Genomic DNA, 15,813 nt, shown 5'->3' with positions numbered 1-15,813 from the left:
ACACTGCAGGCGGAAAGCCTGACCGATCGCCGCCGCGCCATTGCATGGGCAGTGCGCAAGGATGCAGCGGTGTTGGCGCGGGCGTTAAATGAATTCCTTACCGCGGAACACTTGGTTGCTGCCCAGCAGCGCAACAGTGCGCGGCGCGACTGGGAACAGATCAAGGAGAGTAAAACCCTGCGCGTGCTGACCCGCAATCACCCCGCCTCCTACTTTATGTGGCGCGGCGAATTAATGGGCTTTGATTACGATTTATTAAAGCGCTTTGCCAAAGACCACGGCCTGCGCCTGAGTATGGTGGTGCCCGGCCACGATGTGGATCTCGCGGCAGCGTTGGCGGAGGGTATGGGTGATGTGGTTGCTGCATCCATGACGGTCACCGATGCACGTAAACAGATGGGTCTGGTATTTACCCGGCCGTACATGCAGGTCTCCGAGCAATTGATTGCCGCTGCGGATAGTGGGCCGGCAATGGCAATGCCGGTAGCCGATGGCCTGTCAGGAAAGTCCGTAGCGGTGAACCCATTGAGCAGCTACCACACTACCCTCGAAGCGCTGGCCGCAATGCAGTCTGATGTCAGGGGCGACGACAATGCGCCCTTCACGATTCTTCCAATACAGGGCGCCACCACCGAGCAGCTGATCGATGCGGTTGCTGAGGGGCACTATGACTACACCGTGGCAGACTCGCACTTGGTGCAAATCGAGCAAACCTATCGTGATGACTTTGTAGTAATGGGCAACGTATCCGAAGAGCAGGATATTGCCTGGGCGGTGCGCGAAGACCAACCGGAGTTATTGGGCAAGCTGGATGAATTCTTGAACAAGTACTACCGCGGCCTGTTTTTCAATGTGACCTACAACAAATATTTCAGGGAAGAAAAACATATCAGGGACAAGCAGGGAGAGCGCCTGCGGGATACCGCCGAACTATCACCCTATGATCCGCTAGTGCGCAAATATGCTGTGCCGGCAGATCTGGACTGGCGCATGGTGGTGTCGCAGATGTACCAGGAGAGTCGTTTCAATCCCAAGGCGCGTTCCTTTGCCGGCGCTCGCGGCTTGATGCAGGTAATGCCGCGTACCGGCAAACAACTCGGTATCTCCGATCTGTATCATCCGGAAAACAGTATTCGTGCGGGTATCTTGTATCTGGGATGGCTGGAGGAGCGCTTCCCGCAGTCACTGCCGTTTGACCAGAAGATTTATTTCTCCCTCGCCGCCTACAACGCGGGGCATGGCCATGTTCGTGATGCGCGGGTACTGGCGAAAAGGCTCGGTAAGGACCCGAATCGCTGGTTCGGCAATGTGGAAGAGGCCATGTTGCTGCTGTCCAAGCCGCAGTATTACAAAAAAGCGCGCTTTGGTTATGTGCGTGGGCGGGAGCCGGTGAACTATGTGCGGGAAATCCGCGACCGCTATTTTGGCTACCTGTCGGTGGCGAAAAAAGAGCGGCTGGGAGAGAGCCTGGGAGAACATTTGAGAGAAAGTTTGGAAGAACAGCCTGAACCTTAGTCAGGAGAGAAAGCGGCAGAGCAACTTTGATTGGCGTCGCTCAGGAGCCTGGGAAGGTCAGGATTAACTGAGCCTCCCAGACTGGGCAACGGAGATAGCCCAACGTATGCGTCAAACGCGCGCGGTCACCTGAATCTCAATTTTCATCGCGTCGTCCAAAAGGCGCGCTTCAAACATGGTGGCTGCCGGGCGCACTTCCCCCAGCCACTTTGCAAATACCGGCCAGCAGGGTTTGAAGTCATCGCGATTGGGCAGGATGTAGGTCACCCGCACGATCTGCGCGATGCTGCTGCCCGCTTCTTTCAGTGCCTGCTCAATATTCGCAAAACATTGGTCCGCCTGCTCCGCGGCAGCATCACTGATGCTGTTGGTGGCGTAGTTGTAGCCAGTGGTGCCGGAGACGAAAACATAATCGCCATCCACAACCGCGCGGGAATATCCGATCTTGGTTTCAAATTCCGATCCGCTGGAAATCAGCTTTCTGCTCATTGCGTGCACTCCCGTAGTGATTGTGCTTCCCTTACTCGCAGGAAAGCTGTGAGGCGCGGATGATGACACAAAAAGTATGGAGACGAAAAACGCCCGCAGATTTCTCTGCGGGCGTTTTGCGTAGATAGCGAGTGGAGGAGATCAGTTACTCGGGAAAGAGAACTGCGCTCCTTCGCGCACACCGCTGGATGGCCAGCGCTGGGTGATGGTTTTGCGCTTGGTATAGAAGCGCACACCGTCCGGGCCGTAGGCGCCCAGGTCGCCGAACAGGGAGCGCTTCCAGCCGCCGAAGCTGTGGTAGGCCACCGGTACCGGCAGCGGTACGTTGATGCCGACCATGCCCACCAGGATATTGTCACTGAAGTAGCGCGCTGCTTCGCCGTCGCGGGTGAAGATACAGGTACCGTTGCCGTACTCGTGATCGTTGATCAGCTGCATGGCCTGCTCCATGGATTCGGCGCGCACCACCAGCAGTACCGGGCCAAAGATTTCCTCTTCGTAGCAGGTCATGCCCTGCTTCACCTTGTCGATCAGGGTGCCGCCGACAAAGAAGCCATTTTCATAACCGGCCACTTTCGGATCGCGGCCATCGACCACAATGGTCGCACCCTGCTCGGCGGCGCTGGCGATATAGCCGTCCACCTTGTTTTTGTGTGCTTCGGTGATGACCGGGCCAAAGTCGTTGCTGCTGTCGGTGTAGGCACCCACCTTCAGGTCTTTCATGGCGTGGGACATCTTGTCGATAAAGGTGTCCGCGGCTTCATCACCTACACACACGGCCACCGACAGTGCCATGCAGCGCTCACCGGAGGAACCGAAGGCGGCACCGGTCAGTGCGGCGACGGCATTATCCATGTCCGCATCCGGCATGATGATGGCGTGGTTCTTGGCACCGCCCAGTGCCTGACAGCGTTTGCCGTTGGCGCTAGCGGTAGCGTAAACGTATTCGGCGATCGGGGTGGAACCAACGAAGCTCACCGCTTCCACACGCGGGTCGGTCAGCAGGGTATCCACCGCAACCTTATCGCCATTCACCACATTGAATACGCCATCCGGCAGGCCGGCTTCTTGCAGCAGTTGGGCCAGCAGCAGGGCGCATGACGGGTCGCGTTCGGAAGGCTTCAGTACGAAGGTGTTGCCGCACACGATGGCCAGCGGGAACATCCACAGCGGTACCATAGCGGGGAAGTTGAACGGGGTAATACCGGCAACCACGCCCAAAGGCTGCATTTCACTCCAGGAGTCGATGTCCGGGCCAACGTTGCGGCTGTGTTCGCCTTTGAGCATCTGCGGCGCAGTGCAGGCAAATTCCACGTTTTCGATACCGCGGGTCAGTTCGCCCATGGCGTCGTGGGAAATCTTGCCGTGTTCTTCGCCGATCAGTGCGCAGATTTTTTCTGCGTTGTCTTCCAGCAGCTGCTTGAACTTGAACATGATGCGCGCACGTTTGATCGGCTGGGTGTTGCGCCAGGTCTTGTACGCTTCGGACGCCGCCGCTACCGCTTCTTCCACGGTGTCTTTTGCGGCGATCGCTACCTGCTTGGAAACCTCACCGGTTGCCGGGTTGAATACGTCCTGGGTGCGCTCGGCGGCGTCGACGGTTTTGCCGTTGATAAAATGGCCAACAATGCTCATGTTGTTTCCTCGGTTAACTCTCTAAATTTTTCGTGTTCTTGATACGTCTGGTTGGTGTGCTTTATTAGCCGGTCTCAGCCGGCAGCGACGCTGGTGATAGCATCGCCCAGAGCGCTGACCAGGGTGTCGACTTCTTCCGCCTCGGCCACAAATGGCAGGCCCAACTGGATGGTGTCGCCACCGTAGCGCACGTAAAAACCCTTTTCCCACATCTTCATCGCGATCTGGTAGGGACGCAGCAGCGGTTCACCCGGTGCGGCCTCGATGGTGAGACCCGCGGCAACACCGCAGTTGCGGATGTCGGTCACCAGCGGTGTGCCTTTTAATTGATGCACGCGGTCTTCCAGTACCACTGCCAGTTCGGCGGCGCGGGAGAAGAGATTTTCCTTCTCCAGAACATCCAGCGACGCCAGCGCTGCCGCGCAGGACACCGGGTGGGCGGAATAGGTGTAACCGTGGGGCAGTTCCAGCAGGTACTCGGGGCCGCCCTGGTCCATAAAGGTATCGTAAATTTCCTGCTTGGCGATGACCGCGCCCATGGGGACGGCGCCATTGGTCAGCTGCTTGGCGGTGTTGAGGATGTCCGGGGTAACACCGAAGGCCTCGGCGCCGGTAGCGGCACCCATACGGCCGAAGGCGGTGATCACCTCATCGAAAATCAGCAGGATGTTGTGCTGGTCGCAAATCTCGCGCAGGCGCTGCAGGTAGCCCACGGGGGGCGGCAGTACCCCGGCGGAGCCGGCCATGGGCTCGACGATGACCGCGGCGATGTTGGAGGCATCGTGCAGCGCAATCATTTCCAGCAGGTCGTCTGCCAGATGGGCACCTTCCTCGGGCATACCCTTGCAGAACTTGTTCTGTGGCAGCACGGTGTGCGGCAGGTGGTCGGCATCTACGGCGGTGCCGTACAGCGCGCGGTTGGCGCCGATACCGCCGACGCTGATGCCGCCAAAGTTCACCCCGTGGTAACCCTTGGCGCGGCCGATCAGCTTGGTTTTCGATGGCATGCCCTTTTTGCGCCAGTAGGCACGGGCGACCTTCAAGGAGGTTTCCGCAGACTCGGAACCGGAGCCGGTGAAGAACACGCGGTTCAGGCCTTCCGGCATAAACTGGGTGATGCGCTCTGCCAGCTGGAAGGCCTTGGGGTGGCCAAACTGGAACGCCGGCGCGTAGTCCAGGGTGCGCAGCTGCTCACTCACCGCGTCGGCAATTTCCACGCGGTTGTGGCCGGCACCGCAGGTCCACAGGCCGGAGAGGCCGTCGAAGATGCGGCGGCCATCGGCACTGGTGTAGTAGCAGCCTTCGGCGCCTTTGATGATGCGCGGGTCCTGCTTGAACTGGCGGTTGCCGGTGTAGGCCATCCAGTGGGCATCCAGCTGTTCCTGGCTCAGGCCGGCAAACTTGTCGTTCACGCTCATGTCCATTGCTCTGCTCCCCTTTGTTCCGGGTTCTTGTTTCTTGTCTCGTGCTTCTTATCGATAGCAGCTTGGTGATTTGGTTGCGGCCAATGTAGAAGAGCTTTAATGTTGCATAAATTGTTATTTATCGATGTTCAGTTTCACATATATGCAACTAAGGGTGTGCAGCTAAGAGTGTGTAACTAAGCGTGTGGAACGTTGCACCGGAATGGGCTGGGTAAGACGGGCAGGCCAAAAAGGGCAGGCCAAAAAGGCCAGGACAAGAGGGAAGGTATTGTGGGGCGCAAACAGACAGCGCTGCTGGGGCAGCTGAGTGATATCGACCTGCGCCTGTTGCGGGTGTTCCGTGCGGTGGCGGAGGCGGGAGGTTTTTCGGCGGCGGAGCTGGAGCTCAATGTGGGGCGTTCGACCATCAGCCGACATATCAAGGACCTGGAAGTGCGCCTCGGCGTGACCCTGTGCCAGCGCGGGCGCAGCGGCTTTGCCCTTACCAGCGAGGGGCGCCAGATCTACCAGGCTACCCTGCGCCTGCTTGGCTCCCTGGATGCCTTCCGCGGCGAGGTGGCGGATGTGCACAAGCGCATGACCGGGCATATCTCGCTTGCCCTGTTCGACAAGATGGTCACCAATCCTGCCGCAAATATCGACGCCGCCCTGCGCCAGTTTGACGACCTGGCGCCGGAGGTCAGCCTGGATATTCATATCGAGCCGATCAATGAAATTGAGCGCGGGGTGATGGAGGGCCGTTTCCAACTGGGGGTAATCCCGGCCCACCGCGAGTCCCCCAGCCTCGACTATCAGCACCTGTTCTTTGAGCAGATGTATCTCTACTGTGGCTACCGCCACCCGCTGTTCGGTACCGCGGATATCGCCATCGATGACGATGCTATCCGGGCGAGCAAATACGCTGGTCTCGGTTATCACTCACCGAACATGGAGGTCGGTAACCGCCTGGGGCTGCAGCGGGACATTACGGTCAACGACCAGGAAGCGATCGTGCACTGCCTGCAGTCTGGGCGTTATATCGGTTACCTGCCGGACCACTATGCGGAGACGTTTTTGAAGAAAGGGGAGATCCGGGCCATCTGCCCGCAGCGCTATCACTACGAGTGCGACTTTATGGCGATTCAGCGACGCTCTCCCAAAGCGTCGCGCATCGTGCAAACGCTTTGGGAGAGCTTGGCGGCTGCGCACCGTGAGCGCGCGACCGGCGGAAAAGACTAGAAGTTTTTCGACCAGCCCGCGCGCACGATGTTCTGGTCCATGGTGAGTTCGGCCTCGCCACCACCGAAGGCGTCAGGGATGGAGTTTTCACCCACCACCGTCTCGGAGAACGCGTGGGTGTAAGACAGGCTGAATTCACCAGCGGCGGTACGCAGGTCCGCGCCGATGCTCGCGTGTTCCTCGATCACGCCAGGCGCGAGGATGTTGAACAGGGCCTCACCGGCGGGGATCGGCTGGTCCGCACGGCTTACACCGGCGCGCAGGGTCAGGTTATCCGTGGCGCGGTAGGCGGCGCCCAGTTTGGTGGTGGTGACATCCTGCCAGCCAAATCCCGGGCCATTTTCAGCACCCAAAGGTACCCCCTGCAGCAGAGCGCTCAGCGAGTTGCCCACGGAAGCCGTCTCGCTGTACAGAATGCGCTGCCAGTCGGCGGCGAGCGTCAGCTTTTGCGTGGCCGTCCAGCTCAGGCCCACGGCGTAGTTTTCCGGAATATCGAAGCCGCCGCCATCGGCGAACAGCCCCTTATAGCGCTCAAATCTGCTGGTCTTGATGGTCGAGGACCAGGTTGCGCCGGCCTGCAGATTTTCAAGCAGCTGACCGGTCCAGCCCAGCTTCACGCCCCAGCCACTCGCCGTATCGTATCCGCGGTTGGTCACATTGCCGGGATGCGCGGTAAAGAACGAGTTGTCGAAGGCCTGCAGGCCCTTGGCTTCAAAGCGTTGCACTGCATAGGTGGCGGCGATGCCAAATGCGTGCGCCGGGGTCGCGCGGAACGCCAGTGACGGGGTGATGAACAGTTGGCTCAGATCCACGCCGGCCTCGCCACTGGAACCAAACGCGGCGAACGGATTATTGCGATAACCGGTGTTCATGCCGCCGTTGCCGTAAATCGCGACACCGTAGCTCCAGCGATCAGACAGGGCGCTGGTGTAGCCAAACTCCGGGATCGCGAAGGCCCGCTTGCGGTTACCGTCATAATCACCATCTGCACCGGCCTGGTTACCGCGGATACGCGCGCTTCGGTCCGGGCTAAAAAAGCTCAGGCCCACATCCACGCGATCGCCAACCAGTGCGGTGCCGGCCGGGTTGTTTGCCGCCGCGAGTGCATCCTGCGGCAGTGCCACGCCAACGCCCGCCATGGCCTGAGCTTTGGGGCCGACGCCCTCGGTGAAATAGCCATTAGTTGCCCAGGCTGGACTGCTAGTAACGAGGGTGGTGGTGAGCAGGGAGACAGAGAGGGAGCGTGGAAACTGCATATTCCTTGGTCTTGTGTTGGGCGACATTGTGCCGGGTGGTTTCTTGGACGGGCGTGAGTTTATGCGCCAACCACCCGGGTAAGGAAATACACAAAGTTTCTATGCTTATGCCGCCGTTGCGGATCTGCCCGCGTGGCTGCAAGAGAGAAAAGAAATATGGGGGAGAAAGAGGTGGGAGAAAAAGTTGGGGAGGAAGTGTAGAGGGAAGTGCTAGGAGGAAAAAACTTGGAAGATCAGCGTGTGCCTTTTCCAAGGCACACGCTGAACAAGCGCATCAGAAGAAGATGAACTTTGCCACAAACAGTGCCGCCAGTGCGTACACCGCAATGCTCACATCTTTGGAGCGGCCACTCAGGGTCTTGATCGCCGCGAAAGCGATAAAGCCCAGCGCAATACCGTTGGCGATGGAGAACGACAGCGGCATCATCACTGCGGCGATTACCGCAGGTGCCGCTTCGGTAATGTCATCCCAGTCGATGGTGGACAGGCCTGAGGTCATCAGTACCGCAACGTACATCAGTGCACCGGCAGTCGCGTAGGCTGGCACCATACCCACCAGCGGTGAGAAGAACAGCGCCAGCAGGAACAGGCCCGCACACACCACCGCGGTCAGGCCGGTACGGCCGCCAGCGGCAACACCCGCGGTGCTTTCCACGTAAGTGGTGGTGGTGGATGAACCCATCAAGGAGCCCACCGCAGACGCGGAGCTGTCTGCCATCAGCGCCTTGCCCATGCCCGGCAGCTGGCCGTTCTTGTCCAGCAGCTTGGCGCGGTCGGCGGTGCTCAGCAGGGTGCCGGCGGTGTCGAACAGGTCCACAAACAGGAACGCAAAGATCACGCTGATCATGCCCACGTTAAACGCACCGGCAATGTCCAGCTGCATAAAGGTCGGCGCCATACTCGGCGGTGCGGAAACCAGGCCGCCGTACTGCACCTTGCCCAGGGCCAGCGCAATGCCGGTTACGATCAGAATACCGATCATCACCGCGCCCAGCATGCGGCGGTACGCCAGCGCCGCAATCAGCACAAAGCTCAGTGCCGCCAGCACCGCTTCTGCGGAAGTAACATCACCCAGAGTCACCAGGGTGGCGGGGCTCGCGGTCACGATACCCGCGCTCTTCAGCGCAATGATCGCGAGGAACAGGCCAACACCGGCTGCCAGGGCCTGGCGCAGGGACATGGGAATACTGTCGATCACCCACTGGCGCACCTTGAAGATGCTGAGCAGCAGGAACACCACACCCGAGATAAACACCGCACCCAGCGCTACCTGCCAGCTGTAGCCCATCTCACCCACAACCACGTAGCTGAAGAAGGCGTTAAGGCCCATGCCCGGTGCCAGTGCAAATGGGTAGTTGGCGTACAGGCCCATGATCAAGCAACCCACCGCCGCGGCGAGACAGGTCGCGGTAAACACCGCGCCCTGATCCATACCGGCAGCAGACATAATGTTCGGGTTAACAAAAATGATGTAGGCCATGGTCAGGAAGGTGGTGAGACCGGCAATCACTTCCTGGCGTACGGTGGTCTGGCGCTCGGATAGTTTGAACAGGCGCTCGAGGATATTCGCTTGCGGTGCCGCGCCGTTGGCGGCCGCAGTAGATTTCGACTGGCTCATGGTATTACGCACCTATTTATTAGAAGTGGTACTTCAGCAGCAGGTTGATGTTGCGCTCGTTGGAATCGATACCGAAGGTACCGTCCTTGATGCCGAACTTATCGTTCCAGTGCACGTACTCAACACCGGCATACAGCTTCTTCGGGTTGCCGCTGCGCGCGCCAATGTCCCACTTCAGCTGGGAGGTGAAGTTCATGCTCGCGTGTACATCGCGGGAAGCGCTGGCCCAGTCGATAAAACCGTCGTACAGGAAAGACTCGCTACCGACGGTGAACGGCAGGCCCCACGCCAGGGTCAGCTGTTCGTTGTCCGCACGCTTTTCGTTGTTGCGGTGGTAAAGGTTGGCCTGCAGGTAGGCAAAGCCCGGTGCGTCCAGGTCAAAACCCACACCCGCCAGCTTGTTGACGAAGCGCTCACCGGTTACCAGCAGGTTGTCCGGGTCATCGGTATTGCCCAGCTCCAGTTGGCCAGCCAGCAGCACGTCTTTTACCGGGCCAAATGCCACGTCGTTGCCCAGCTTGCCCAGGCTCAGGCGCGGGGAGATTTCGCCGTACAGTTCGGCAGAGCCGTCGGTGGACTTGAGGTAGTCGCCAAACATGAACAGGTCGCCCCAGGTGTGGCCGCTCACGTGTTCGAAGGTCAGGACGTTACGGGTGCTGTCGTCGGTAGACAGGCCGTAGTTCACTTCGTAGTTCTTACCATGCAATGCAGTCAGGCTGTTGTCGCTCCACAGGGCTTTGGCCTGGGTGCCAGCGGCGAACAGGCCGGTCAGCAGGGAGAGGGATAGGGCGGGCAGGGACTGGGTCAGCTTCATGGTTACCTCTAGTGAGCTGGCGGAATCCTTCCCGACTAAATGAGCGACTAGACGCGGCAGGCGACTAGAAAGTCACTCTCTGGCTAAAAAATAGGCGCGCAATTTACAGGATTTGCGAGGCTATTTCCAAAATTTTTGCTGGCGGCAAATGGATTGGGCTTTGTTGAGTCGTATTTTTTACTTTCGGTCGCCTTGGGGCCAAATCCTTCTACTTAAGGTGCTTAAGTTGGATTTAACTTGGTGGGTTTGGTAGATCTGGGTGACCGATAGCGGTAGCTTTACCAAAGCTCGTAGAGATGTATGCCAAAGATGAAGAATTCTCCTTGGCCCCTGCAAATTCGGGCTACTTTTAAGTGTTCAGAGTACGGGAAGCCTGAGGTGCCAGAGGCCCCGCGCAAACAATAAAAATCTGAGGGGCACTATGACAATTCTTGCCATCGATCTGGGTACTACCAATAGCGCGTGTGCTGTGTGGCGTGATAACGACGTCGTCTTCATTCCAAACAAGCTCGGGGAATTCCTTACCCCCTCTGTTGTAGGAATTGATGACAAGGGAGAGATTCTGGTTGGCCAGGGGGCCAAAGAACGCCTGATCACCCACCCCAATATGACCGTCGCCGTGTTCAAGCGCTTGATGGGCACCAGTCATAAAGTCGCTATCCATAAAACCAGCTTTACCGCGGTAGAGCTGTCCTCACTGGTGATTAAGTCGCTGAAAGAGGATGCGGAAGCATTCCTCAACTCCACTATTGACGAGGCGGTGATTAGCGTACCGGCCTACTTCAATGACAATCAGCGCTATGCCACGAAAAAAGCCGGTGAGCTGGCCGGCCTGCGCGTAGGACGCCTGATCAATGAACCTACCGCGGCGGCAATGGCTTACGGGCTGCACGAGAAAAAAGAGGGAATCTTCGTCATTGTCGATTTGGGTGGCGGCACTCTGGATGTGACCGTGCTGGAGTTTTTTGAAGGTGTAATGCAGGTCCACGCTTCCGCGGGTGACAACTATCTTGGCGGCGAGGATTTTGTCGAGGCCATGGTGGATGCAGCATTGAAAGCCCACGGGCTGAAACGTGCAGACATGACGCCGGAAGAAACTCACCAGTTGAGTATGAAGATGGAAACGGCCAAGCGCCGAATTTCCGGACCGGAACAATTGGTGTCCTATACCGTTGCAGGCACCAGTTACTCGTCAAAGATTGATACCGAATGGTTCAATCGCACGGCCACCCCGTTACTTATCCGCATCCAGAAGCCCGTCGAAAGTGCAGTGCGCGACGCAGGCCTATCGCTAACTGAAATCGACGAAGTCGTGCTGGTGGGCGGCGCTACAAGGCTATCTGTTGTGCGTTCTGCGGTAGGCAGGATATTCAAGAAGCTCCCCGCCTGCACTATCGATCCGGATTTCGCCATCGTGAAGGGCGGCGCGGTGCAGGCCGGGTTGGTGCAAAAGAGTGCGGCACTGGATGACCTGGTACTGACAGATGTTTGCCCGTTTACCTTGGGCGTCGACGCGGTAGACGAAGTCAACGGGCAGTTTGTCGAAGTGTTTTCGCCGATTATCGAGCGCAACACCACGGTGCCGGTGAGCCGGGTCAGTCGCTATTACACGGTGCAGGATAACCAGACAGAAATTGTCACCCGTGTGTTTCAGGGGGAGCACCGCAAGCCGTCTAAAAATGTGTACCTGGGTAGCCTGAGATCCAGTGTGCCACGTAATAAAGCACACCAGGAAGCGATTGACGTGCGCTTTAGTTATGACATGAATGGCATCCTCGACGTGGATGTGACGGTTGTCAGTACCGGCCGCACTTACAATAAAGTGATCAAGAACTCTCCTGCCAGTCTCTCCGATGATGAGTTCAATAAATCACTGGAAAGGTTGCAGAAGCTCAAGTTCCATCCACGTGAGTCTGAACGCAATCGCGCACTGATGGCCAGGGGCGAACGCCTGTTTGAGACGGCGCTCGGCGAAGAGCGCAGTGCTATAGCGGCATTGATTTCAGGTTTTGAGGCAGTGCTGAATCGTCAGAATGCAATGGAAATTTCTAAAGCCCAGGAGGAGTTCGAGCAGGCTCTGGAGCAGTTTGACCTGGAGGAGTGGCACTGATGACGTGTTGGGACGTTTTGGATGTGCCATCGGATAGCGACCGTTCCGCTATCCGCAAGGCTTATGCGCGCTTGATCAAACAATTCAGACCTGATGAGTCCCCCAAGGAATTTCAGGATATCAATGCAGCTTACGAAGAAGCCCTCCATCGGCTGCGCTACCCATATTTGTATGATGATTCTGATGCTGAAGGTTTGGAAGTTGAGGGAGATGAAAATTCCGAAAGAGAGGGCGCTGACTACGAGGAAGTGCCGGAAGAATTTTTTCCTCCCGGTATGACAAAGGAAATTTTTGCAAATATTGACGAGGCTATAAAGAACCTGCCCGAGAATGAAATGATCGTCGAGGTGGATGGGTTCAGGCTAACCCGGGGCGAGAATCCGGAAGATGGTTTTGCCATTGAAAAGCTGTTCGATCCCGATAACGACACGTTCCGCGAAAACCTTGACGCTGGCTCGCGCGTGGAGTTGGATCGTTTGCTGGGGGAACTCGAGCGTATCTTCGAGACTGAAGATGCAGCCAATCCCAGGCACTGGGAGTTCCTGTCGAGCTGCGACCGCTTGCTCGACGCTGAGTTTCGTTATCAATTAACCGGTGAGCTTCTGCGCAATATTGCTCACTACAACCTGGCAAGATCCGCAGCGCAGGCACCGATCGGAATTGTGGCAATGAGTTGTCTCGATCGCTACCTGAACTTCAGCGACGCTTCCTGCAGTGATTATCATCAAATCAGTGAGCGCGAGTGGCACGCCCTGCGTATGCCGCATCGTATGAAAAATGTATTTTCATCTGGAGAAGCGGGAAGTTTTGGTGTTAAAGGTGGTAAATTTAAGCGCAACGGAAAAGGAGGGGGATCGGATGCAATCAATCGAGAATTCATTGAAGTCGACACACTGAAGTTTGTTTTTTCTTGTGGGTGGGTGGCTTTACTTATATTTGGATCAATAGCAATAGTAAAGAATGGTTTTTCAGAGTTTATCTTTGTCTTAGCTTTGTTTGCGGCAATTTTATTTGGGTTGGTTTTGTCGAATATAGAAAATGAAAAATGATAGTAAAAATGTCAGCTCCTAAATTTACCCCGAAGATTTTTTCGGTTGGAATAGCTTCATGAAAGCATCGGACCTGTTTGTACGCGCCTTGGAAGCAGAAGGTGTGGAGTTTGTCTTCGGCATCCCCGGAGAAGAAAACCTGGACCTGCTGGAATCCCTGCGCGGATCCAAGATACGGCTGGTGATTGGCCGCCATGAGCAGGCTGCTGGTTTTATGGCGGCGACTTATGGGCGGCTTACCGGCAATGCCGGCGTGTGCCTCTCTACTCTCGGCCCCGGTGCCACCAATCTGGTGACGGCAGCTGCCTACGCACAGCTCGGCGCCATGCCTATGGTTATGATTACTGGGCAGAAACCGATCAAAAGCTCGAAGCAGGGGCGCTTCCAGATTATCGATATCGTCGACATGATGCAGCCGCTGACCAAGTTCACCAAAGTGATCGTCAGTGGCGACAATGTGCCGGCGCATGTGCGCGAAGCATTTCGGCAGGCGGAGGAAGAACGGCCCGGTGCGACGCATCTGGAATTGCCCGAGGATATCGCCCGCGAACATTCCACCATGCCGGTGCTGGAGCCCAGCTATACCCGTCGCCCGATTGCCGAAAACAAGGCGGTGTGTCAGGCGGTGGAGGCCATCGCCGCCGCGCGCAAGCCGCTGCTGTTAATCGGCGCCGGTGCCAATCGTAAACTCACCGCAAAAACGCTGCGCGAATTTGTGGAAAAGTTTGGTATCCCCGCCGTGACCACGCAGATGGGCAAGGGCGTGATTGACGAAGCAAGCTCGCACTTTATCGGCAATACCGCTTTGTCCGACGGTGATTTTGTACACCGCGCCATTGACCAGGCTGATCTTATTATCAACGTTGGTCACGACGTTGTGGAAAAACCCCCATTCTTTATGCGCCCGGGCGGGCCGGAAGTGGTGCATATCAACTTCAGTTCCGCCCAGGTCGACCCGGTGTATTTCCCGCAGATTGAAGTGGTGGGGGATATCGCCAATAGCCTGTGGCAAATAAAAGAACAGCTCGCACCGCAAAGCCACTGGAGCTTCACCGACGCACACCGTATTCGCGATGCCCTACGCAAGCATATTGTCGACGGCGCGCAGGATGCGAGCTTCCCGGTAAAAACCCAGCGTCTGGTAAAAGAGGTGCGTGAAGCGGTGCCGGATAACGGCATCATCGCGCTGGACAACGGCATGTACAAAATCTGGTTTGCGCGCAATTATCAAGCGCACAAACCCAACACCGTGCTACTGGACAACGCGCTCGCCACCATGGGGGCAGGCCTGCCTTCCGCCATGGCTGCCAAACTGGTGCATCCAGACCGCAGCGTGGTGGCCATTTGTGGCGACGGTGGCTTTATGATGAATTCCCAGGAGCTGGAAACGGCGGTACGCCTGAAGCTCGACCTGGTGATTTTGATTTTGCGTGACGACGGCTACGGCATGATCAAGTGGAAGCAGTCACAGATGGACTTCGATGACTTTGGCCTGGATTTTGGTAACCCGGATTTTGTTGCCTATGCAGAATCCTATGGAGCCAGCGGCCACCGCATTGAACGGACGGAAGATGTTCGTCCCACCATCGAACGCTGTATGCAGGAAGGGGGGATACACCTGATCGATATCCCCATGGACTATAGCGATAATGACCGCATTCTAAACCGAGAGATTCGCGAGCTGTCGGCCAAACTCTGAATCAATCCGCCGGTCCCTTGTCACTGGCTTCGGCTTCTGCTTCTGCTTCGACGTTACGCTCGCGCAGATCAAAGTGCGCTTGGGCCTGGGCGTTGTAGCGTGTCAGCAGGCTGGTGTCGGTGTCCTCATTCGCCAGCTGCACAAGGTCGATTTTCAATCTGCCGTGGGTATCGAATTGACTGGCGTAAGTGCCCATGTCCCGGGTGTCCAGCTGCCAGTCGGTCAGCTTGCCCAGCACATAGTTGCCAAACTGAAACGCCTCGTACTCATTCACCAGCGTCAGGAAGTCACTGAAGGAAAACCCTGTCAGTGCCTTCTGTGCCTTGAACGCCTCCGCATAGCCGGCAGCCAGCGCATCCACCTCGCCGGTATTGTTAGAAAATGCATGTTGGAACTGCAGTGAGTGGCGCGTCTCGTGGATCAGGAATGCCAGCGAGTCATACTTGGGACGCTCCGCCAGCTTGTCCGGGTTGAGGTACACGGTGCCGGTAGACGGGTTCTGTGGGTCAAAATCGAAATACACCATGCGGCCCGGGTAGCTGTGGTTGTCGATCAGCAGGGTGGGTGGGGCAATGCCCATGATCCGGGTCTCGATGGCGAACACGCGCTTGAGGTGGGGAATCTGCTGCTCTATGGTGAGGCTCGGCCAGTCGGCGATGGCTTGCGCCAGTTCTGCGTCCTGTTGGATGGCCGCCACCAGCGCGTCTCCGTGAGCAATGGTTTGCTGGAACGCGGGCGCCAGGAACGCCTGCGCCTCTGGCTGCAGGGCAAAGGCCGCAGGCATCTGCCGCTGTAGCTCGGGGTTGGCAAAAAAGCCCCCGGCGGCATTGGCCCAAGCGCTGCAAAGAATCAAAGTGATGGCGGTGAAAAGACGCATGGCGGCCCCAATATGATGTTCAGCTGGTAAATCTGTTAGGCAGTCTGTTAACAGAAGGCCGCGCATTATAGGTCTTGCCGCAAAAAAGCGGTGTCCAGTGGGTCGAAAT

The 15,813-nt window shown here is 57.3% G+C and carries 12 protein-coding genes; 5 read left to right on the top strand and 7 right to left on the bottom strand.

Features of this window, described 5'->3' with window-relative positions; all coding sequences use genetic code 11:
- Positions 1–1,515, top strand: a 1,515-nt coding sequence (locus AS89_RS17910) for a transglycosylase SLT domain-containing protein (protein WP_010133701.1), incomplete at its 5' end; no start/stop codon positions are given.
- Between the two features lie 111 nt (positions 1,516–1,626).
- Here AS89_RS17910 and AS89_RS0115775 read toward each other — a convergent pair.
- The 3 genes from AS89_RS0115775 to AS89_RS0115765 form a co-directional block, all read right to left on the bottom strand.
- Positions 1,627–2,004, bottom strand: a complete 378-nt coding sequence (locus AS89_RS0115775; protein ID WP_010133699.1) for a RidA family protein — start codon at positions 2,002–2,004, stop codon at positions 1,627–1,629.
- 141 nt (positions 2,005–2,145) lie between these two features.
- Complete coding sequence (locus AS89_RS0115770; RefSeq protein ID WP_010133697.1) at positions 2,146–3,639, bottom strand: CoA-acylating methylmalonate-semialdehyde dehydrogenase; 1,494 nt, start codon at positions 3,637–3,639, stop codon at positions 2,146–2,148.
- 74 nt (positions 3,640–3,713) lie between these two features.
- A complete protein-coding gene (locus AS89_RS0115765) occupies positions 3,714–5,063 on the bottom strand; it encodes an aspartate aminotransferase family protein (protein WP_010133696.1) in 1,350 nt (449 codons plus the stop codon).
- A 270-nt stretch (positions 5,064–5,333) separates the two neighbouring features.
- Here AS89_RS0115765 and AS89_RS0115760 point away from each other — a divergent pair, with 270 nt between their 5' ends.
- A complete protein-coding gene (locus tag AS89_RS0115760; protein WP_010133695.1) occupies positions 5,334–6,281 on the top strand; it encodes a LysR family transcriptional regulator in 948 nt (315 codons plus the stop codon).
- Here AS89_RS0115760 and AS89_RS0115755 read toward each other — a convergent pair.
- The 3 genes from AS89_RS0115755 to AS89_RS0115745 all read right to left on the bottom strand — a co-directional run bounded on the left by AS89_RS0115755 (position 6,278) and on the right by AS89_RS0115745 (position 9,969).
- A complete protein-coding gene (locus AS89_RS0115755; protein ID WP_010133694.1) occupies positions 6,278–7,537 on the bottom strand; it encodes an OmpP1/FadL family transporter in 1,260 nt (419 codons plus the stop codon). The genes AS89_RS0115760 and AS89_RS0115755 overlap by 4 nt on opposite strands.
- A 274-nt stretch (positions 7,538–7,811) precedes the next feature.
- Entirely contained in the window at positions 7,812–9,155 is a 1,344-nt protein-coding gene (locus AS89_RS0115750) for an NCS2 family permease (RefSeq protein ID WP_010133693.1), read from the bottom strand.
- 19 nt (positions 9,156–9,174) lie between these two features.
- Positions 9,175–9,969 (bottom strand): outer membrane protein OmpK, encoded by a 795-nt coding sequence (locus AS89_RS0115745; protein ID WP_010133692.1) that lies wholly within the window; start codon positions 9,967–9,969, stop codon positions 9,175–9,177.
- A gap of 421 nt (positions 9,970–10,390) precedes the next feature.
- On the opposite strand from AS89_RS0115745, the gene AS89_RS0115740 reads away from it, so the two are divergent.
- From AS89_RS0115740 to AS89_RS0115730, 3 genes are read left to right on the top strand one after another with little or no spacing between them, the layout of a single operon-like run.
- Positions 10,391–12,079, top strand: a complete 1,689-nt coding sequence (locus AS89_RS0115740) for a molecular chaperone HscC (RefSeq protein WP_010133691.1) — start codon at positions 10,391–10,393, stop codon at positions 12,077–12,079.
- A complete protein-coding gene (locus AS89_RS0115735; RefSeq protein WP_010133689.1) occupies positions 12,079–13,128 on the top strand; it encodes a J domain-containing protein in 1,050 nt (349 codons plus the stop codon). Before AS89_RS0115740 ends, AS89_RS0115735 begins: the two co-directional genes overlap by 1 nt.
- Positions 13,129–13,186: 58 nt before the next feature.
- Complete coding sequence (locus AS89_RS0115730) at positions 13,187–14,827, top strand: acetolactate synthase large subunit (RefSeq protein WP_010133688.1); 1,641 nt, start codon at positions 13,187–13,189, stop codon at positions 14,825–14,827.
- A gap of 1 nt (position 14,828) precedes the next feature.
- Here the strand turns inward: AS89_RS0115730 and AS89_RS0115725 are convergent, their stop codons facing one another.
- Positions 14,829–15,704, bottom strand: a complete 876-nt coding sequence (locus AS89_RS0115725) for a hypothetical protein (RefSeq protein WP_010133687.1) — start codon at positions 15,702–15,704, stop codon at positions 14,829–14,831.
- Positions 15,705–15,813 lie beyond the last annotated feature (109 nt).

Origin of the sequence: Microbulbifer agarilyticus S89 (genome assembly GCF_000220505.1) — a bacterium.
GTDB classification, from domain to species: domain Bacteria; phylum Pseudomonadota; class Gammaproteobacteria; order Pseudomonadales; family Cellvibrionaceae; genus Microbulbifer; species Microbulbifer agarilyticus_B.
This window is presented reverse-complemented; position numbering and strand designations above follow the sequence as displayed.

Excerpts from the sequence above, each read along its gene's own strand:
- AS89_RS0115775 (WP_010133699.1), bottom strand. The coding sequence starts at position 2,004 with ATGAGCAGAAAGCTGATTTCCAGCGGATCGGAATTTGAAACCAAGATC.
- AS89_RS0115770 (WP_010133697.1), bottom strand. The coding sequence starts at position 3,639 with ATGAGCATTGTTGGCCATTTTATCAACGGCAAAACCGTCGACGCCGCC.
- AS89_RS0115765 (WP_010133696.1), bottom strand. The coding sequence starts at position 5,063 with ATGGACATGAGCGTGAACGACAAGTTTGCCGGCCTGAGCCAGGAACAG.
- AS89_RS0115755 (WP_010133694.1), bottom strand. The coding sequence starts at position 7,537 with ATGCAGTTTCCACGCTCCCTCTCTGTCTCCCTGCTCACCACCACCCTC.
- AS89_RS0115750 (WP_010133693.1), bottom strand. The coding sequence starts at position 9,155 with ATGAGCCAGTCGAAATCTACTGCGGCCGCCAACGGCGCGGCACCGCAA.
- AS89_RS0115745 (WP_010133692.1), bottom strand. The coding sequence starts at position 9,969 with ATGAAGCTGACCCAGTCCCTGCCCGCCCTATCCCTCTCCCTGCTGACC.
- AS89_RS0115740 (WP_010133691.1), top strand. The coding sequence starts at position 10,391 with ATGACAATTCTTGCCATCGATCTGGGTACTACCAATAGCGCGTGTGCT.
- AS89_RS0115735 (WP_010133689.1), top strand. The coding sequence starts at position 12,079 with ATGACGTGTTGGGACGTTTTGGATGTGCCATCGGATAGCGACCGTTCC.
- AS89_RS0115730 (WP_010133688.1), top strand. The coding sequence starts at position 13,187 with ATGAAAGCATCGGACCTGTTTGTACGCGCCTTGGAAGCAGAAGGTGTG.
- AS89_RS0115725 (WP_010133687.1), bottom strand. The coding sequence starts at position 15,704 with ATGCGTCTTTTCACCGCCATCACTTTGATTCTTTGCAGCGCTTGGGCC.